This is a genomic window from Micromonospora sp. S-DT3-3-22, from assembly GCF_015354745.1.
GTDB lineage: Bacteria > Actinomycetota > Actinomycetes > Mycobacteriales > Micromonosporaceae > Micromonospora > Micromonospora wenchangensis.
In genome coordinates this window covers 15,674-33,833 of the sequence record NZ_JACGMO010000007.1, presented here as the reverse complement: position 1 = coordinate 33,833, position 18,160 = coordinate 15,674, and the positions used below count along the sequence as shown (strand labels likewise).

The 18,160-nt window shown below is 72.6% G+C and carries 18 protein-coding genes; 12 read left to right on the top strand and 6 right to left on the bottom strand.

What is annotated here, in order from left to right:
• Positions 1–55 precede the first annotated feature (55 nt).
• Entirely contained in the window at positions 56–622 is a 567-nt protein-coding gene (locus tag H1A17_RS03260) for a YbjQ family protein (RefSeq protein ID WP_194821046.1), read from the bottom strand.
• Between the two features lie 24 nt (positions 623–646).
• Complete coding sequence (locus tag H1A17_RS03255; protein WP_194821026.1) at positions 647–1,330, bottom strand: DUF1986 domain-containing protein; 684 nt, start codon at positions 1,328–1,330, stop codon at positions 647–649.
• Positions 1,331–1,793: 463 nt separating this feature from the next.
• Here H1A17_RS03255 and purS point away from each other — a divergent pair, with 463 nt between their 5' ends.
• The 4 genes from purS (at position 1,794) to H1A17_RS03235 (ending at position 6,369) form a co-directional block, all read left to right on the top strand.
• Complete coding sequence (purS, locus tag H1A17_RS03250; RefSeq protein WP_145917320.1) at positions 1,794–2,054, top strand: phosphoribosylformylglycinamidine synthase subunit PurS; 261 nt, start codon at positions 1,794–1,796, stop codon at positions 2,052–2,054.
• Positions 2,051–2,734 (top strand): phosphoribosylformylglycinamidine synthase subunit PurQ, encoded by a 684-nt coding sequence (gene purQ / locus H1A17_RS03245; RefSeq protein WP_088641952.1) that lies wholly within the window; start codon positions 2,051–2,053, stop codon positions 2,732–2,734. The genes purS and purQ overlap by 4 nt, the downstream gene beginning before the upstream one ends.
• 70 nt (positions 2,735–2,804) lie before the next feature.
• Positions 2,805–5,609: a phosphoribosylformylglycinamidine synthase subunit PurL gene (purL, locus tag H1A17_RS03240; protein ID WP_194821025.1), complete on the top strand. Its 2,805-nt coding sequence runs from the start codon at positions 2,805–2,807 to the stop codon at positions 5,607–5,609.
• A gap of 4 nt (positions 5,610–5,613) precedes the next feature.
• Complete coding sequence (locus H1A17_RS03235) at positions 5,614–6,369, top strand: 2-phosphosulfolactate phosphatase (RefSeq protein ID WP_145922501.1); 756 nt, start codon at positions 5,614–5,616, stop codon at positions 6,367–6,369.
• 75 nt (positions 6,370–6,444) lie between these two features.
• Here H1A17_RS03235 and H1A17_RS03230 read toward each other — a convergent pair whose 3' ends face one another.
• Entirely contained in the window at positions 6,445–8,625 is a 2,181-nt protein-coding gene (locus H1A17_RS03230) for a carboxypeptidase-like regulatory domain-containing protein (RefSeq protein ID WP_194821024.1), read from the bottom strand.
• Between the two features lie 150 nt (positions 8,626–8,775).
• On the opposite strand from H1A17_RS03230, the gene H1A17_RS03225 reads away from it, so the two are divergent.
• The 5 genes from H1A17_RS03225 (at position 8,776) to amcA (ending at position 13,481) form a co-directional block, all read left to right on the top strand.
• Positions 8,776–9,129 (top strand): sterol carrier family protein, encoded by a 354-nt coding sequence (locus H1A17_RS03225; protein WP_145917323.1) that lies wholly within the window; start codon positions 8,776–8,778, stop codon positions 9,127–9,129.
• Between the two features lie 167 nt (positions 9,130–9,296).
• Positions 9,297–10,832 carry an amidophosphoribosyltransferase gene (gene purF / locus H1A17_RS03220; RefSeq protein ID WP_145917324.1) on the top strand — a complete coding sequence of 512 codons (1,536 nt, stop codon included), beginning with the start codon at positions 9,297–9,299 and terminating at the stop codon, positions 10,830–10,832.
• Between the two features lie 59 nt (positions 10,833–10,891).
• Entirely contained in the window at positions 10,892–12,046 is a 1,155-nt protein-coding gene (gene purM, locus H1A17_RS03215) for a phosphoribosylformylglycinamidine cyclo-ligase (protein ID WP_088641956.1), read from the top strand.
• Between the two features lie 129 nt (positions 12,047–12,175).
• Complete coding sequence (amcB, locus tag H1A17_RS03210) at positions 12,176–13,279, top strand: cyclophane-forming radical SAM peptide maturase AmcB (RefSeq protein ID WP_305070099.1); 1,104 nt, start codon at positions 12,176–12,178, stop codon at positions 13,277–13,279.
• Complete coding sequence (amcA, locus tag H1A17_RS03205; protein ID WP_145917326.1) at positions 13,248–13,481, top strand: multiple cyclophane-containing RiPP AmcA; 234 nt, start codon at positions 13,248–13,250, stop codon at positions 13,479–13,481. The genes amcB and amcA overlap by 32 nt, the downstream gene beginning before the upstream one ends.
• Before the next feature lie 181 nt (positions 13,482–13,662).
• On the opposite strand, the gene H1A17_RS03200 is transcribed toward amcA, so the two are convergent.
• On the bottom strand, positions 13,663–13,881 hold the full coding sequence (locus H1A17_RS03200; protein ID WP_088641959.1) for a DUF3073 domain-containing protein: 219 nt from the start codon (positions 13,879–13,881) through the stop codon (positions 13,663–13,665).
• Positions 13,882–14,221: 340 nt separating this feature from the next.
• A complete protein-coding gene (locus H1A17_RS03195) occupies positions 14,222–15,304 on the bottom strand; it encodes a Glu/Leu/Phe/Val dehydrogenase (RefSeq protein WP_194821023.1) in 1,083 nt (360 codons plus the stop codon).
• A gap of 214 nt (positions 15,305–15,518) precedes the next feature.
• On the opposite strand from H1A17_RS03195, the gene H1A17_RS03190 reads away from it, so the two are divergent.
• Together H1A17_RS03190 and H1A17_RS03185 are read left to right on the top strand one after the other, a co-directional pair.
• A complete protein-coding gene (locus tag H1A17_RS03190) occupies positions 15,519–16,358 on the top strand; it encodes a hypothetical protein (RefSeq protein WP_145917328.1) in 840 nt (279 codons plus the stop codon).
• A gap of 251 nt (positions 16,359–16,609) precedes the next feature.
• On the top strand, positions 16,610–16,819 hold the full coding sequence (locus tag H1A17_RS03185) for a BldC family transcriptional regulator (protein WP_007073996.1): 210 nt from the start codon (positions 16,610–16,612) through the stop codon (positions 16,817–16,819).
• Positions 16,820–16,922: 103 nt separating this feature from the next.
• Here H1A17_RS03185 and H1A17_RS03180 read toward each other — a convergent pair whose 3' ends face one another.
• The gene (locus H1A17_RS03180) at positions 16,923–17,312 is read right to left on the bottom strand and encodes a PPOX class F420-dependent oxidoreductase (RefSeq protein ID WP_145917329.1); all 390 of its coding nucleotides are present in this window, start codon (positions 17,310–17,312) and stop codon (positions 16,923–16,925) included.
• 43 nt (positions 17,313–17,355) lie between these two features.
• Here H1A17_RS03180 and H1A17_RS03175 point away from each other — a divergent pair, with 43 nt between their 5' ends.
• Positions 17,356–18,138, top strand: a complete 783-nt coding sequence (locus H1A17_RS03175) for a bifunctional 2-polyprenyl-6-hydroxyphenol methylase/3-demethylubiquinol 3-O-methyltransferase UbiG (protein ID WP_145917330.1) — start codon at positions 17,356–17,358, stop codon at positions 18,136–18,138.
• Positions 18,139–18,160: the final 22 nt, after the last annotated feature.

Sequence of the window (18,160 nt, the reverse complement as noted above, 5' to 3'; positions counted from 1 at the left end):
CAGGGGTCAGGCGGGAGTCGGGGCGAGGCGGGGCCAGAGGGCCGGGGCGGGTGGGTCAGGGGTTGCGGGTGGGGGTTTCGGCGGCGGAGGAGAGGTTGGGGGCGCTCGCCGGTTCGGCGATGCCGCCGGGGGCCTCGGCGAACCCGGGGTCGTGGGCGGTCTCGGCGGCGACCAGGGGCTGGTCGTGCGGCATGACGTCGGGGGCCTTGGGTACCACGATCACGGCCGTGCCGTAGGCGCAGATCTCCATCCACATCTCGCCGCAGTCCCGGCTGTCGAAGCGCATCCCCACCACGGCGTTGGCCCCGATGCGCAGGGCCTCCTCGCCGAGCCGGGCCACCGAGTCGGTGCGCCAGCGGGTGAGGTTGTCCGGGGCCATCGGGTCGTACGCTCCGCCGCGCAGGTTCTTGACCCCCTCGCGGTACGGGTTCCGGGTCCGCGCCATCGACGACACCACTTCGCCGAGGATCTGGCGGATCTCGTAGCCGGGCAGTTGATCCGTCGTCACGACCAGCACGGTTCCGATGCTGTCAGCAGCGGTACGGCGTCGAAGCGTGCCGTACGCACCTGGTCGGATGCTGCAAAACCAGGCGGCGCGGACGGCCGGCGCGCGACCGGCCATCCGCACCGCGCGGGGTGGTAACCGTCAGACACCGGCCGTCGAGGTGATCCAGGCCCGGTTGTACGCGACGCTGCCGTAGTTCTGGATGCTCGACCCGTCGGCGGTGGAGGCGACCCCGACCTGCCGGCCGTTGTAGAACTGCGGGCCGCCCGAGTCGCCGCGCCACGCGTTGCCGTTGACCCGGGTGCTGCGGATCGCCTGCCCGCCGTACGCGTCGGTGGCGTTGGTGCTGGTCACCTGCACCGAGGCGGTCTTGAGCTGGCTGGACGCCCCGCAGCCGCTGTAGCAGGTCATGCCCCAGCCGTAGATGGTGTTGGTGGAGCCGACCGGCGGGTTGCTGCTGGCCAGGCTGACCGCGGTGGTGCTGACCGTGCTGGACAGCCGCAGCAGGGCGAGGTCGTTGCGGGTGTAGGAGGCGCTGACGGTGCGGGTGGTGCCGCCCGAGGCGTAGTAGACGCTGCCGACCCGGACGGACATGGTGCCGCTGACGCAGTGCCGGGCGGTGAGCACCCACTGGGCGGAGATGACGCTGCCGGAGCAGGTGAACGACCCGTTGCTGAAGACCGCGGCGGCCCAGGGGGCGGAGGAGACGGTGCTGCCGCCGATGATCGGCTGCGGGCCGGCCGGGGCGGCGGTGGCCCCGGAGGCGGCGACGAGGACACCGGCGAGGGCGGTGGTGAGCACCGCGAGCGTGGAGCGGAGACGCATCGGGGGGACTCCTTCGGTTCGGGCCCGGGGTCGCCGGGCGTGGTCGGGCGTCCGGGGCGGGGGTGGCCCTTCGTGGACGCCGACCAGGCATCGATGTTTGACGATTGAGGCTAGGGGGCGGTGAGCGGCTTCACAAGGCTGACATCGAGATCGCCCAATGTGACAGAAATGACCCGGGATGTGCTCGTCCCTGTTTGTCGGATACCGGTCGCAAATCTGGCGTTGAGCCGCGTATTGCCTGCTCAGGTAGGGTGTGTCGGAGCGACGCGGCGACGATCGGCAACAAATCCGTATCAGAGCGGCAACGAACGGATCTCGACCGCCCGTCCCGGCGGCCGGTAATGTCGATCACTGCCTGAACTGCGCCCGGCCGGTGCGTCCGGACCGGAATCTGCCAGGTACGCTGGCTGCGCTCGCCCGTAGTGGGCCGGCACCCAACTGCGTACACAGTCAGGAGTGCCCAGTGCCTCGCGTCGTCGTCGACGTCATGCTCAAGCCCGAGATCCTCGATCCTCAGGGCCAGGCCGTCGCAAACGCGCTGCCGCGGCTCGGCGTCAGTGACGTCGCCTCCGTCCGGATCGGCAGGCGGATCGAGATCGAGTTCACCGGCGAACCGGACCTGGACCGGGCCCGGGAGATCGCCGACAAGCTGCTCGCCAACCCCGTCATCGAGGACTTCACGGTCCGGGTCGAGGCCGACGAGACCGCGGACGCGAACTCGTGACCGCCCGCGTCGGAGTGGTGACCTTCCCCGGCTCGCTGGACGACGGGGACGCCGCCCGCGCCGTGCGGATCGCCGGCGCGGAGCCGGTCCGGCTCTGGCACGGTGACCCGGAGCTGCACGGGGTGGACGCCGTCGTCCTCCCCGGTGGCTTCTCCTACGGCGACTACCTGCGCTGCGGGGCCATCGCCCGGTTCGCCCCGGTGATGGAGACCCTGGTCGACGCCGCCCGGGGTGGCCTGCCGGTACTCGGCATCTGCAACGGCTTCCAGATCCTCTGCGAGGCCCACCTGCTGCCCGGCGCGCTCACCCGCAACCAGCACCTGCACTTCCGCAACCGCGACCAGGTCCTGCGCATCGAGTCGGTCGGCACCGCCTGGACGAACACCTTCCAGCCCGGCCAGGAGATCCTCATCCCGGTCAAGAACGGCGAGGGCTGCTACGTGGCGGACACCGCCACCCTCGACGCGCTGGAGGCCGAGGGGCGGATCGTCGCCCGCTACGTCGGCGGCAACCCGAACGGCTCGCAGCGGGACATCGCCGCGATCACCAACGCCGCCGGCAACGTGGTCGGCATCATGCCCCACCCCGAGCACGCGGTCGAGGCGCTCACCGGCCCCTCCCTGGACGGTCTCGGCTTCTTCACCTCGGTGCTCAAGCACCTGGTGGGGACGCCGGCGTGACGGTGCGCGGCGGCAACATCGGTCGGCTCCACCGCCCCACCGGCGGGTACGAGCGCAGCGAGGAGAGGTCATGACCACCCACCAGGACCCGGCCGTTCGGGCAGCCGCGGGCGTCGCCCCGGCGGAACCGCACGCGGCCGTCGCGCCGCCGGCGGTCGCCGCCCGGCCCGACGGTCCGACGCCGGTCACCGACTGGGCCGACGGCGTGGACACCGTGCAACGGGCCGCCGGCACCGGCGACGAACTCCAGCCGTACGCCGAGCTGGGCCTGCGCGACGACGAGTACGACCGGATCCGGCACATCCTCGGCCGCCGCCCCACCCAGGCCGAGCTGGCCATGTACTCGATCATGTGGAGCGAGCACTGCTCCTACAAGTCGAGCAAGGTGCACCTGCGCCAGTTCGGTGAGAAGGCCCCGCCGAGCGACCGGCTGCTCGCCGGCATCGGGGAGAACGCGGGCGTCGTCCGGGTCTCCGACACGCTGGCCGTCACCTTCAAGGTCGAGTCGCACAACCACCCGAGCTTCGTCGAGCCCTACCAGGGCGCGGCGACCGGTGTCGGTGGCATCGTCCGGGACATCCTGGCGATGGGTGCCCGCCCGGTCGCGGTGATGGACCCGCTGCGGTTCGGTGCGGCCGACCACCCGGACACCGCCCGGGTGCTGCCCGGCGTGGTGGCCGGCGTCGGCGGCTACGGCAACTGCCTCGGCCTGCCCAACATCGGCGGCGAGCTGGTCTTCGACCCCTGCTACCAGGGCAACCCGCTGCTCAACGCGCTCTGCCTCGGCGTGCTGCCGGTCGACCGGTTGCAGAAGAAGGACGCCGCCGGCCCCGGCAACATCGTGGTGCTGCTCGGCGCGAAGACCGGCCGGGACGGCATCGGCGGCGTGTCGGTGCTGGCCAGCGCCACCTTCGACGAGGGCAGTGAGCAGCGCCGCCCGTCGGTGCAGGTCGGTGACCCGTTCATCGAGAAGCTGCTGATCGAGGCGTGCCTGGAGCTGTACGACGCCGAGCTGGTCGTCGGCATCCAGGATCTCGGCGGCGCGGGTCTGACCTGCGCGCTCACCGAGACCGCCGCGTCCGCCGGCACCGGGATGCGGGTCTGGCTGGAGCGGGTCCCGCTGCGCGAGCCGTCGATGGAGCCGCACGAGATCCTCGCCAGCGAGTCCCAGGAGCGGATGCTGCTGGTGGTAACCCCGGACAAGCTGGAGGCGGTGCTCAAGACCGCCGACAAGTGGGGCGTGCTCGCGACCGCGATCGGTGAGGTCACCCCGCCCGCCCCCGACGGCCGGCCGGGCCGGCTGCTGGTCACCTGGAACGACCACGTGGTCGTCGACGTGCCGCCGGGCTCGCTGGTCGACGACGGCCCGGTCTACGCCCGCCCGATGCGGGAGCCGGCCGACCTGATCCTGCTCCAGGCCGACCGGGCCGAGACGCTGCCCCGGCCGAGCAACCCGGAGGCGCTGCGGGAGACCCTGCTGCGCATGATCGCCTCGCCGAACCTGGCCGACAAGACCTGGGTCACCGAGCAGTACGACCGGTACGTGCTGGGCAACACCGTGCTGGCCCAGCCGGAGGACTCCGGCGTGATCCGGATCGACGAGCGGACCGGCCTCGGGGTCGCCCTCTCCGTCGACGGCAACGGCCGGTACGCCCGCCTCGACCCGTACCAGGGGACGAAGCTGGCGCTCGCCGAGGCGTACCGGAACGTGGCGGTGACCGGCGCGAAGCCGATCGCCGTGACCAACTGCCTCAACTTCGGCTCGCCGGAGGACCCGGGCGTGATGTGGCAGTTCGCCGAGGCCGTCCGTGGCCTGGCGGACGGCTGCCTGGAGCTGGGCATCCCGGTGACCGGCGGCAACGTCAGCTTCTACAACCAGACCGGTGCCGCCGCCATCCACCCGACCCCGGTGGTCGGCGTGCTGGGCGTGCTGGACAACGTGGCCGACCGGGTGCCGATGGGCTTCGTGCCCCGGGCCAACGGTGACCACGACCAGGTCTACCTGCTCGGTGACACGCACGTGGAGCTGTCCGGTTCGGAGTGGGCCTGGGTGACGCACGAGCACCTCGGCGGCATGCCGCCGCAGGTCGACCTGGGCCGGGAGCGGCAGCTCGCCGAGCTGATGGCCGAGGCGGCCCGGGTGGGTCACCTCAGCTCCGCGCACGACCTGTCCGACGGCGGCCTGGCCCAGAGCCTGGTCGAGTCGAGCCTGCGCCGGGGCGTCGGGGTCCGGATCGGCGTGCCGGAGCGGTTCGCCGACGGTTCGCTGCCGTTCGTCTTCCTGTTCAGCGAGTCGGCCGGCCGGGCGTTGGTGACCGTGCCCCGGGGACACGAGAAGGCGTTCACCGCCCTCTGCGACGAGCGGGGCGTGCCGTGGGAGCAGATCGGCGTGACCGACCCGGCGAGCGGTGCCCTGGACGTGCACGGCCAGTTCCGGATCGGTCTGGACGAGCTGCGGGCCGCGCACACCGCGACCCTGCCCCGGCTCTTCGGCGGCCCGGAGGCGGCCCAGGTGCAGGTCGAGGCGGTCCGGACGGGCACCACCACGATCGCGCCGGCCACCGCCACGCAGCCGGTGGACGTGCCGGAACGGCAGCAGCCGGCGGACGCGGACGACCCGGCCGCCGAGGTGGTGGCCGCTCCGACGGGCGCCGCCCCGGGGCCGGGCGACCCGGAGACCGGCGCTGCCGCGCCGGAACCGGGCACCGCGTCGACGTCGGACGCCTCCGCCGGTGCGGACGCCGCGTCGGAGGCCGGTGGGCACGATGCCGACGGACCGGCGGCCGGGCCCGCCCCGCAGTCCGGCGCGGACGACGCGACGGCCTCCGACACCGGCGACGGTGACGGGCAGCGCCCGACGCCCGATCAGCGCTGAGGCGGTGGCCTCGGCCGTCCACGTCCAACCCGGATCGGGTGCCCGCTTCGACTGGGGGCTGACCGGGGCGGCGGAACTCGGCCGGGTCTGTGCCGTACTGGTGGTGGTGGACGTCCTGTCGTTCACCACCGCCGTCGAGGTCGCGGTCGCCCGGGGGGTGCGGGTCCACCCGTTCCCCTGGGGCGAGCAGGCGGCCGACTACGCGCAGCGGGTCGGCGCGGTGGCGGCGGTGGGCCGTCGACAGACGACCACCGCGCACCCGTGGTCGCTGTCCCCGGCGGCCCTGGGCAGCGCGCCCGTCGTCGCCGACCTGGTGCTGCCGTCGCCGAACGGCTCCGCGATCAGCGCCGCCGCCAGCGCCACCGGCCGGCCGGTGGTCGCGGCCTGCCTGCGCAACGCCCGCGCCGTCGGGCGGTGGCTGCACCACCAGGGGTACGGCACGACGGACGCCCCGGTCGGGGTGATCGCCGCCGGTGAACGCTGGCCGGACGGCACCCTGCGCCCCTCGGTGGAGGACCTGCTGGGCGCGGCCAGCGTGCTGGACGCCGTCTCCGGGGTGCCCGGTGGGCTGTCCGTGGAGGCGGCGATGACGCTCGCCGCCCTGGCCAGCACCCCGGACGTGCCGGCGGCGGTACGTGGCTGTGTCTCCGGCCGTGAGCTGATCGAGAGCGGCTTCGCCGGGGACGTCGAGGCGGCCGTCCAGCGGGACGTCTCGACCGTGGTTCCGGTGCTCCGTCAGGGTGTCTTCTCGGCCGGCTGACCCCGGCCCGGAAACGACAGTGGGCCGCCCCGACACGTATCGGGGCGGCCCACTGTCGTCGCTGTCGCGGGTGGGTCAGTCGTCCAGCCAGTCGAGGCGGCGTCCGCCACGCTCCGGGGGCGGGCCGTCCGGCCGGGCCCGACCGGACGGGGGCTGGTCGCGACCGGGCTGGCCCTGCTCGCCGTAGTAGCCACCCTGCTGCTGGTCGTAGCCCTGCTGGTCGTACCCGCCGCCGCGCTGCTGCGGGGGTTCCTGGCCGTAGCCGCCCTGCTGCTCGGCAGCGTAGCCACCGGCCTGGCCGTAGCCGCCGCCCTGCGGGGAGCCGTAGCCGGGCTGCTGGTCGTAGCCGCCGCGCTGGTCGTAGCCGGCCGGCTGGTCGTATCCGCCCTGGTGGGCGCCACCCCGCTGGTCGTACCCGCCGCCGCGTTGGTCGTAGCCGCCCTGGTGGGCACCCGTCGGCTGGTCGTACCCGGCCTGCTGGTCGTAGCCGCCGTGCTGGCCGCCCTGGTGGGCACCGGTCGGCTGGTCGTAGCCGCCGCGCTGGCCGCCGCCGTAGCCCTGGGCCGGCCCGGCGTCGTATCCGGCCTGCTGGCCGTAGCCGCCGCCGGAGTAACCGCCGGTCGGCTCGGCACCCCGGCCGTAGCCGCCCTGCTCGGACTGGCCGTAGCCGCCCGCGCCCGGCTGGCCGTACGCGTCCGGCTCCGGCTGGTAGGTGCTCGTCGGGTACGGGTCGGCTGCCGGCGCGTACGCGGTGCTGTCGCCGGTGTACCGGCCGGTGGGCTCGTCGTAGCGCTGGTCGCCGCCGTAGCCGCCGGCCTGCTCCTGCGCCGGGTAGCCGGCACCGGCCGTCGCGCCGTAGTCCCGGCCGCCGTATCCGCCACCGGAGGCGGGCGCGTTGCCGTACCCGCCGCCCGACGCGGGCGCGTTGCCGTAGCCACCCCCGGAGGCGGGCGCGTTGTCGTAGCCACCGCCGGAGGCGGGTGCGGCACCGTAGCCGCCCGGCTGCCCGCCGTATCCGCCCTGGCCGGCGGGCTCGTCGCCGTAGCCGCCGGCGCCGGCCCAGTTGTCCTGCGGTGCGCCGTAGGGCTGCGGTGGCGCGCCGTACGGGTCCGGCGGGACGTCGTCGACGACCGGACGCTGCAACATCGTCGGCGCGTCACTCAGCGCGGAACTGCCGACCATCGTCGGGTCGGGGCCGGCACCGACCCGGTTGACCACCCGGGTCTGGTCGTCGGTGCCGCGTGGGCTCCGGGGACCGGGGACACCACCGGCCGCAGCGGCGCCGGCCGGTCCGTTCCCGTCGTCGTCGGCGTTCTTGCGGCGGATCCAGAGCAGCACGATGGTGCCGACGCCGGCCGCCACCAGCAGACCGCCGAGCAGAATGATCAGGAAGGAGCCGAACCCGCTGTCGTCGTCCTGCGACGCGGCCTGCTGCTGCCCGCCGGTCGGTTCGGTGCTCTCCTCGGTGGTCTCCTCGGTCGTCTCCTCCGAGGGGGTCGGCTCGACGGAGGTCGACGGGGTGGCGCTCGGGCTCACCTCGACCTTCAACGCCAGGCTGATCCGCTGGTTGCTCAGGCTCTGCCCGGCCCCCGCGCTGATCGGCTTGGTGGCGACGACGCCGTCCTTGCTGGCCCCGAGCACCATCGAGCCGGGCGCGATCGGGTTGGAACTCGACCCGGTGATCCGGAAGTTGCCGCTGCCGTCGCTCGTGGTGTTGAACTGCTTGCCGGTCGAGTCCTCCAGCCCCACCACCGCGTTGGGCACCGCGTCGCCGGTGGCCGCCACGACCACCTTGCCGGAGATCGACTTCACCGTCGGCTTGTCCTGCGGCGCGGTGGTCTGCGGCGCGGCCCTGCCCTTGACGCTCAGCTGGAAATTGGCGGTCGTCGGGTTGGACTGGTCGGGGCGGACCTGGACGGTGACCGTGGTGCTGGCGTCTCCGGCGTTGTCGTTGGCGCGCAGGGTCAGCAGCTGGGACTTCGGCTGGTCACCGTTGAAGCTGAGCTGGCCGCAGCCGGAGCAGCTGACGCCGGAGGGCAGGCCGGTCAGACTGATCTGTGCGTTCTGGTCACCGTCACCGGGAGTGACCTGAACGGTCACCGTGGTGTCGCTGCCGGCGTTGACGGTCACCGACCCGGGCTGGACGGAGGCGCTGGCTGCCAGGGCGGGTGTGGCGGGGACGGTGAGCAGGGCGCCGGCCACCAGGGCTACGACCACACCGGCCCGCTGCGTCCAGGCACGTCGGTGTGTTGACACGTCCACCGCCTTCCGGTCTGACTTCCCCGGCGGGGGCCGGGGATCATCACGGTACGAATACGCCGTCGGCAACTATGCCTTGTCTGACCGGATCGGCGCGACCCAGGGGCCAGCGTGGCGTCCGGCGGCCCCGGGTCGTATCGTCCCGTCGTGTCCTCTCCGCACATTAAGTCCGCCGTGGTACTGGCGGCGCTGACGGCGCTCGATGAGGGGCGTACGCCCGAACGACCGGTGTACCGCGAGGCGGTCCGTACCCTTCTGACCGCCCTCGCGGAGCGTGCCCCCGGCCGATCGGTGGAGGTGCGTGTCCCACCTTACGGTGCAGTTCAGTGCGTTCCGGGGCCCCGACACACCCGGGGCACCCCGCCGAACGTGGTGGAGATGACGCCGGACACCTGGCTGGCGCTGGCCACCGGACGGCTGTCGTGGGCGCAGGCGGTCACGGACGGTCGCGTACAGGTGAGCGGAAACCGGGCGGATCTCTCTGACCATCTGCCGCTCTAGCTGCACCGTTCCGCCCGAAGGGGTGACGGGGTGGAGGCGGATCGTGACTTTCTGTATTGACTCGTGTTCGCGTACACTGTCAGGCGACGACAGTGGTCCAGGGCCGAAAGGCGCGGAGCAGCCCCCGGCTCCGCCAGGCCAGTCCAGACCAGCATGAGGGAGCGGCAGTGCCCCGAGGCGATGGCCGGCTGAGCCACGACCTTGACCCCCAGCGACCCGGCCCCCAGGACGCCTGTGGCGTCTTCGGCGTCTGGGCCCCGGGTGAAGAGGTCGCCAACCTCACCTATTTCGGACTCTACGCACTCCAGCACCGCGGCCAGGAGGCCGCCGGCATCGCCGTCAGCGACGGCTCGGGAGTGGTGGTCTACAAGGACCTGGGCCTGGTGGCCCAGGTGTTCGACGAGCCGACCCTGAAGAGCCTGCGCGGCCACCTGGCGATCGGGCACGCGCGTTACTCCACCACCGGCGGCTCGACCTGGGAAAATGCCCAGCCGACCATCCGTTCGACCACCTCCGGCACCACGATCGCCCTGGCGCACAACGGCAACCTGGTCAACACCGCCGAGTTGCAGAAGGAGGTCGCCGAGCGTGGCCTGCTCGACGACGGGGCCACCAACGACACCTCCCTGGTGACCATGCTGCTGGCCAGCCGCCCCGACCTGTCGGTGGAGGCCGCCGCGCTGGAGGTGCTGCCGCAGCTGCGCGGCGCGTTCAGCTTCGTCTTCATGGACGAGTCGACCCTCTACGCCGCCCGCGACCCGCACGGTGTCCGCCCGCTGGTGCTCGGCCGGCTGGAACGCGGCTGGGTGGTGGCCAGCGAGACCGCCGCGTTGGACATCGTCGGCGCGAGCGTGGTCCGGGAGGTCGAGCCGGGCGAGCTGATCGCGATCGACGAGGAGGGCCTGCGGTCCAGCCGGTTCGCCGCGCCGGAGCCCAAGGGCTGTCTCTTCGAGTACGTCTACATCGCCCGCCCGGACGCCACCATCGCCGGCCGCAACGTGCACGCCGCCCGGGTGCAGATCGGCCGGCAACTCGCCAAGGAACACCCGGTCGAGGCCGACCTGGTGATCCCGGTGCCCGAGTCGGGCACGCCGGCCGCCATCGGGTACGCCGAGGCGTCCGGCATCACCTACGGCGCCGGCCTGATGAAGAACCCGTACGTCGGGCGTACCTTCATCCAGCCGTCGCAGACCCTCCGCCAGCTCGGCGTACGACTCAAGCTCAACCCGCTGCGGGAGAACGTGCGGGGCAAGCGGCTGGTCGTGGTCGACGACTCGATCGTGCGTGGCAACACCCAGCGGGCGATCGTCCGGATGCTCCGCGAGGCGGGCGCGCTGGAGGTCCACGTCCGGATCTCCTCCCCGCCGGTGAACTGGCCGTGCTTCTACGGCATCGACTTCGCCACCCGGGCCGAACTGCTGGCCAACGGGTTGGACAACGAGGGCATCCGGCGCTCGATCGGCGCCGACACCCTCGGTTACGTCTCGCTCCCCGGTCTCATCGCCGCGACCGAACAGCCCAGGAGCAGGCTCTGCCGGGCCTGTTTCGACGGGGAGTACCCGATCGACCTGCCGGCCGGGAACCTGATCGGCAAGCACGTGCTCGAAGGGGTGGGCCGGCGGGTCGCCGACGCCCCGGACACCTCCGAGCACCACACACCGCTCGTCGCCACTCCGGGCGGCGCGACCGCCCACCGCCCGTAGCACACCGGGGCCGTCCGGCCACCGTCGGCGCGGCACCGAGAACCACAAAGGGGAGAACCGTGACCTACGTGTCCGAGCGCAGCGGCGCAGGAAGCAGCCCGAGCGGCGCCGGTGGCGACCGCCAGCCCTGGACGGCGGGGACCGGCCGCACCACCCGCAAACGCTCGGTTTCGTACGCCGACGCCGGGGTGTCGATCGAGGCGGGCGACCGGGCGGTCGAGCTGCTCAAGTCGAAGGTGAAGGAGACCCGGCGGCCGGAGGTCATGGGCGACCTGGGCGGCTTCGCGGGCCTGTTCCGGCTGGACACCAAGAAGTACAAGAACCCGATCCTGGCGTCCTCCACCGACGGGGTGGGCACCAAGCTGGTCATCGCCCAGCAGCTCGACATCCACGACACGATCGGCATCGACCTGGTCGCGATGGTCGTGGACGACCTGGTGGCGTGCGGGGCCGAGCCGCTGTTCCTGCTCGACTACATCGCCACCGGCGAGGTCGTGCCGGACCGGGTCGCCGAGATCGGCGCGGGCATCGCCGACGGCTGCCGGTACGCCGGCTGCGCGCTGCTCGGTGGCGAGACCGCCGAGCACCCGGGCGTGCTGCGTCCCGACGAGTACGACGTCTCCGCCACCGGGGTCGGCGTGGTCGAGGAGAGCGAGATCCTCAGCCCGGACCGGGTCGAGGTGGGCGACGTGGTGATCGCGATGCGCTCGTCCGGCCTGCACTCCAACGGCTACTCGCTGGTCCGGCACGTGCTGCTCGGGGCCGGCCGGATGCGGCTGGACGTGGTGATCGACGACTTCGGCCGGCAGCGCACCCTCGGTGAGGAGCTGCTCACCCCGACCAAGATCTACGCGCAGGACTGCCTGAAGCTGATCACCGAGGCGGAGGTGCGCTCGATCGCCCACGTCACCGGCGGCGGCATCCCCGGCAACCTGGTCCGGGTGCTGCCCGAGCACGTCGACGCGGTGGTCAACCGGGCCACCTGGAAGCCGCAGCCGATCTTCGACCTGATCCAGTCCAAGGGCCGGATCGAGGACCCGGAGATGGAGTCGACGTTCAACATGGGCGTCGGCATGTTCGCCATCGTCTCCGCCGAGGACGCCGACCGCGCGCTGGCGACCCTCGCCGGCCGGGGCGTGGACGCCTGGCAGGCCGGCGAGATCATCGAGGGCACCGGCAACGTGCAGATGATCGGCCAGCACACCCGGGGCTGATCGGCGGGGCTGCTCGGCCGGATGCCTGGTCGGGGGTTCACCCGAGCGGCCATCGCCGCCTAGCCTGAAGGACACTTCGGGCACGGGGGAGGAGGGTCGATGGCTGCTCGGTGCCGGTCCGTGACGGGCATGCAGGGGATCGCGGCGATCCCGTCGTACGTGGTGATGCAGCCGACGACGCTGTGCAACCTGGACTGCGCGTACTGCTATCTGCCGCACCGGGCGGCCGACCGGCGGATGCCGGTGGCGGTGGCCGGGGCGGTCGCTGCCGCGGTGACCCCGTGGGTGGCGCGGGGCCGGTTCTCGGTGGTCTGGCACGGCGGTGAGCCGCTCGCCGCCGGCCGGGACCACCTGGCGGCGCTGATCGCCGAGTTCCCCGCCGGGGTGGAACACCACGTGCAGACCAACGCCACCCTGATCGACGACGCCTGGTGCGCGTTCTTCGCCACGCACGGGGTGCGGGTGAGCGTGAGCGTGGACGGCCCGGCCGTCCGCAACGGGGACCGGGTGACCCGGGCCGGCGCCCCGGCGTACGACCGGATCGTCCGGGGGATAGCGGCGTTGCGTCGGCACGGTCTGCCGTTCTCGGCGCTGGCGGTGGTGAGCCGGCCGACGCCGGGGCTCGCCACCGAGTTGTACGACTACTTCCTCGACCTGGGTTGTGACGTGCTCGGGCTGAACATCGAGGAGACCGAGGGGGTCAACACCCGCAGCAACGCGCACGACGCGGCGACGGTGACCGCGTTCTGGGCGGAGCTGGTGGCGGCCTGGCGGCGGGCGCCCAGGGTGCACCTGCGGGAGGTCGAGTGGTCGTTGCGGTACGCGGCGGCGGTGTTGGCCGGCACGGAGGGCGACCTGCTGCCCCGGCAGCTCGACCCGATCCCGACGATCGGGTACGACGGCTCGGTGACCGTGCTCTCCCCGGAGCTTGCCGGCTTCACCGACGCCCGCTACGGCGATTTCAGCAGCGGTAACGTGCTGGCCACCCCGCTGGCCGAGATCCTGGCCGGGGCGGCGGGCACGGGCTGGGTGGGTGAGTTCCTCACCGGCGTCGAGGCGTGCCGGTCGTCCTGCCCGTACTTCGGCTTCTGCGGCGGCGGCCACGCGGCCAACCGCTACTTCGAGCAGGGGCGGTTCGACGGTACGGAGACCGAGCACTGCCGCAACAGCAAGATCCGCCTATTGGAGGGAGTGTTGGAGCATGCCCGAGACCACGAGTCACCGGCCACCTGAGCGGGTCGGGGCCGGCCCGGACCAGGTCACCGACCGGGTGCGGGAGGCCGCTGGGGGACTCTCCGCCCTGCTCCACGAGGCCGAGGCCGCCCGTCGTCACCGCGCGGAGGTGTCGGGCGCGGAGGGTGCCGGTGCGGTCTGCGCCTGGAACCATTTCGAGAACATCCCGACCTTCTACAACTGGAACAACCGGCCGCGCTGAGCGGGGGTGACCGGCCTCGCCGTACGGTGACGGGCCACGGACACCCCGATCAGGGACCGCGCCGACCGGCCGGAGTGTGCTCCGGGACGGCGTGGTCCCTGATCGTCGGTCGTGACGCTGCTCTGGTCGGGCACATGCGTGAGCACGCGGAGAGTTGCCGCGTGCTCAGTGTGACCGGAGGTCAGCGGGTCGGAGGAGCCCAGGGGTCCGGGTCGTCGTCCGCATGATCCTCATCGTCGTCGTCGACATACTCTTTGTAGTCGTCGTCGAAGTGCTGCTCAGACTTCCCACCAGCACCCGCCAGTTCGCGCTGCAAGGCGGTGAGGTCGGTGTTCGGGGAGTGGTACTTCAACTCCCGCGCCACCTTCGTCTGCTTGGCCTTAGCACGGCCGCGCCCCATGGCTCGACCCCCTCGCACAGAATGCGGGGCAGCCCGAAGGCGGGCCCCGATGACGTCAGGCATCTCTCGTGGCTCTTACGGTACATGGGGATGCCACCGTTCGGCACCTCGGGTTACCGTCTGCCGGCCCTGCGCGTCGCAGTCACCCGGTCGTCACCGAGTGTACCCGGTAAGGGGTGAGCCTAGGACCGCCCGTGACACCGGTCAAACCGCCCGAAAAGCCGTGAAAGGCCATGCTATCGCGCGGTCGACCCCCCGGAGGCCGGCAGCCGTACGGATCCGGCCCGGTACGCCCGGTGGCGTCCCGGGCGCGGACCGTCGCCGCGCCCGGGACCTGCCCTCAGCCCAGGTGGATGGTGCGCAGCCGACCCACGTCGGCCATCCGGCGCTCGGCCAGCCGGTCGGCGGCCACCGCCGGGGGCACCCCCTCGTCGTCGGCCAGCCGGAGGATCTGCCGGGTGGTGTCGAAGATCCGGGTGGCCCGCAGCTTGGCCCGGTCGAAGTTGAAACCCTCGATCTCGTCCGCGACCTGGATGACCCCACCGGCGTTGACCACGTAGTCGGGGGCATAGAGGATGCCCCGGTCGGCGAGGAGCTTCTCGATGCCGGGATGGGCGAGCTGGTTGTTGGCCGCGCCGGCGACCACCCGGGCCCGCAGGGCCGGCACGGTGTCGTCGTTCAGGGCGCCGCCCAGCGCGCACGGGGCGTACACGTCGATGTCGGTGGCGACCAGCGCGGTGGTGTCGGCGACCAGGGCGACCCCGGGGTGGTTGGTCCGCGCCCACTCCAGCGCGCGGGGGTCGACGTCGGTCGCCACCACCTCGGCCCCGTCGTCGACCAGGTGCCCGGTCAGGTGCCTGCCGACCTTGCCCAGCCCGGCCACCCCGACCCGACGTCCGCGCAGGCTCGGGCTGCCCCAGACGTGCTCGGCGGCGGCCCGCATCCCCTGGAAGACGCCCCAGGCGGTGAGGACCGAGGAGTCACCCGCCCCGCCGTGCTCCACGCTGCGACCGGTGACGTACCGGGTCTCCCGGGCGATCACGTCCATGTCGGCCACGTAGGTGCCCACGTCGCAGGCGGTGTAGTAGCGCCCGGCCAGGGACTGCACGAACCGCCCGTACGCGCGCAGCAGCGCCTCGCTCTTGACCTGGTCCGGGTCACCCCAGATGACCGCCTTGCCGCCGCCCAGGTCCAGCCCCGCCAGCGCGTTCTTGTACGCCATCCCGCGCGACAGGTCCAGCACGTCGGCCAGCGCCGCCTCCTCGCTGGCGTACGGGTAGAACCGGGTGCCGCCCAGCGCGGGCCCCAGCGCGGTCGAGTAGATGCCGATGATCGCCTTGAGGCCGCTCTGCCTGTCCTGGCAGAAGACGACCTGCTCGTGACCGGCCGGTCCGGGGTCGTCGGTGCTCACGAATACGCCCATGGCTCGCTCCTGGTGTCGGTGTGCGCCCTTGTGGGGCGCGGACCTGGTCGGCCGGCGGGGATGCTGCCGGCGCTGGTCAGCCTAATATCGGTCGGGAACCGTGCCGTCGTCCACGTCGCGTGCGACCGGGCCGGCCGGGGCCGCCCGCCGGCGGCGTTCCGGTCGCGCACGACGGCAGCGGCACCGGTGCGGGGTTTCGTGGGAGGATCGCGCGGTGCCGTCGCTCTTCGCTTCTTACCTGCGCGTGTACGAGCCGCTGACCGCCTTCGACCGGGACCGTCAGTCGTACTGGCGGCGCTACGTGCGGGAGGGGCGGGCGGTGGCCCCGTTGGAGGGGCCGGGCCGGCAACGGACCTCGGTCATCGCGGCGCTCGGCGCGGGCTGGACGAGACTGCCCGACCTGCCCGACGAGGCGTACGTGCTGGAGGTCGACGACGCGCTGCTGGTCTGCCCGTGGAACCTGCGGGTCCGGGTGGCCGAGGCGGCCCTGAGCGCCCGGGAAGGGGTGCCGTCGGTGATCGCCGACGCGTTCGTCCCGCCGATCCTTGCCGGGCAGGCCAAGACCGTGGTGGAGGACTGGCGCAGCGGCGCCCGGGTGCTGGAGCACGGGGTGCCCCGGCTGCACGAGCAGATCGCCACCTGGGGCGTGCCGCTGCGGTGGTTCGTGCTCTTCGAGGCGGGTGAGCGGGAGCTGGTCACCCGGCCGGAGCGGCGGGCGCTGCGCTACCGCACGGAGATCTCCAAGGCCCGTCGGCGGGCTTCGCGGGCGCTGTCGGTGCTCAAGAAGTCGATAGGTGCCGCGCCGATCACCGAGGCGGTCGAAGAGGCCGCCCGCTGGCTGGAGGAGTTCCACCCCCGGTCGGTGGTCGAGTTGGACTACGGCGGCCTGGTGCAGTTGCTCTCCGACGAGACACTGGCCGCGGACGACTCGCCGGAGCTGGTGGCGGGCGGCCTGGCCGGGCTTTCCCGGGGCGAGACGGACGAGGCGTCGGCGGCGTACGACCGGTTGGTGGCGCGGTGGCGGGCGATCCAGTTGCTGGAGCGGTGCAATTGACCAGATATCGCCCATTCGTGCTGTCAATTATGAGTCACTCTCGTAGTTAACGCATCACGAACCGTGATCATGAGTCCGAATAAGGTACTTTCTGCCGTGTAAAAGTCAGATAAATCGGGCATGGTTCATCCGTCCGTCTAGGGACCTTCGGCCGTTCGGCCCATGTCGGACATCGGGGACTAGCCGGACCATGGGAGACGCGTCGGCCGGCGGGACCCCGGCCGATGTCTATCCATGTGGAGGAGTGACCGATGGCATCGCGAACGCACGAACCAGAGCCGCTACTCACGCCGGCCGAGGTGGCGTCGATGTTCCGTGTCGACCCGAAGACGGTGACCCGGTGGGCCAAGGCGGGGAAGCTCAGCGCGATCCGAACCCTGGGCGGACACCGTCGGTACCGTGAGTCGGAGGTGCGGGCGTTGCTACAGGGCCAGATCCCCCAGCAGCGCCAGGGGGACTGACCCGGTCAGAACGTTACGGACCCCAGGGGCGGTTGGACGTCGCAGCAGCGACGCACCACCGCCCCTGAGTCGTCTCCGCCCCTCCGCAGCGATCCGGTCCGGGTCACTGCGGCGGAGCGGTCAGACTGATCCGGATGCCGACGGTGCCCGCCTCGCCCCGGCGCAGCCGGCTGCCGAGCAGGGTCAACCGGCCCAGCAGCCGGTACTTGCGCTTGAGCAGGTCGCGTACCCGGCTGCTCTCCTGCGGCCCGCAGAGCACCGCGTGCCCCGGCACCGCCTCACCCAGCGGACGACCGCGCACGTCACACGGGGCCACCGTCACCGTGCCGTCCCGCCTGATCCGCTTGACCTTGCCCGAGTCGGCGACCGTCCAGACCGCCAGCGTGTCGCCGTCGCGGACCGCCCAGACCGGGGTGGACACCGCACGGCCGTCCTTGCGGAACGTCGTCAGCAGGACGTACTTCTCCGCCGCCAGGCGGTCCAGGTCGGTCACGCCGCCCAGGATACGGTGGAGGGACCCGGATAGCGTGCAGGTCGTGACCGGAGAACCTCGACTCGGCGACGTGTTCGGCGAACTGCTGCGCGACGCGTACGCGGTGCACACCGGGATCGGCCCCCGGCCGCTGGTCGGCGGGCGGCTGCCCCGACCGGTCATCGAGATCATCGAACGGGACGACGGGCTGGTCAACGGGGCCCCCGCCGCGCACTACCTGGACGGGCCGGAACACTGGCAGCCGTACGACCACCGGGCCGTGGACCGCACCCGGGGCGCCACCCTGGACGTCGGCGTCGGGGGCGGGCGGATCGCGCTGGTGCTCCAGGAGCGCGGCATCCCCGTCACCGGGCTGGACACCTCACCGGGGGCGCTACGGGTCAGCCGGCACCGGGGCGTCCGGGACCTCGTCCTCGGCACCGTCGACGAGCACGTCGCCGACGGCCGGCGCTACGACACGTTCCTGCTGCTCGGCAACAACCTGGGGCTGTTCGAGGGGCGGGATCGGGCACCGGCGTTCCTCGCCGCGCTGGCCGCCCTGGCCCGGCCCGGCGCGCAAGTCATCGCGCACGGCACCGACCCGTACGGCACCACCGACCCGGTGCACACCGGCTACCACGAGCGCAACCGGCAGCGGGGTCGGCTCGGCGGGCAACTGCGGCTGCGGCTGCGCTACCGCGAACTCGGCACCGACTGGTTCGACTACCTGGTGTGCTCCGCCGAGGAACTGGCCGAACTCGTCCGGGGCACCGCGTGGCGGCTGACCGACGTGGACGACCGCGACGCCCCGTACTACCTGGCCACCCTGCGGTTGCGCGGCAGATGAGCGGGGGCCCGGTCGGGCCCCC

Coding starts and splice junctions, on each gene's coding strand:
- H1A17_RS03200 (WP_088641959.1), bottom strand. CDS start 13,881: ATGGGGCGCGGCCGTGCTAAGGCCAAGCAGACGAAGGTGGCGCGGGAG.
- H1A17_RS03255 (WP_194821026.1), bottom strand. CDS start 1,330: ATGCGTCTCCGCTCCACGCTCGCGGTGCTCACCACCGCCCTCGCCGGT.
- amcA (WP_145917326.1), top strand. CDS start 13,248: ATGCCCGAGACCACGAGTCACCGGCCACCTGAGCGGGTCGGGGCCGGC.
- amcB (WP_305070099.1), top strand. CDS start 12,176: ATGCAGGGGATCGCGGCGATCCCGTCGTACGTGGTGATGCAGCCGACG.
- H1A17_RS03185 (WP_007073996.1), top strand. CDS start 16,610: ATGGCATCGCGAACGCACGAACCAGAGCCGCTACTCACGCCGGCCGAG.
- purL (WP_194821025.1), top strand. CDS start 2,805: ATGACCACCCACCAGGACCCGGCCGTTCGGGCAGCCGCGGGCGTCGCC.
- H1A17_RS03260 (WP_194821046.1), bottom strand. CDS start 622: ATGGCCGGTCGCGCGCCGGCCGTCCGCGCCGCCTGGTTTTGCAGCATC.
- H1A17_RS03195 (WP_194821023.1), bottom strand. CDS start 15,304: ATGGGCGTATTCGTGAGCACCGACGACCCCGGACCGGCCGGTCACGAG.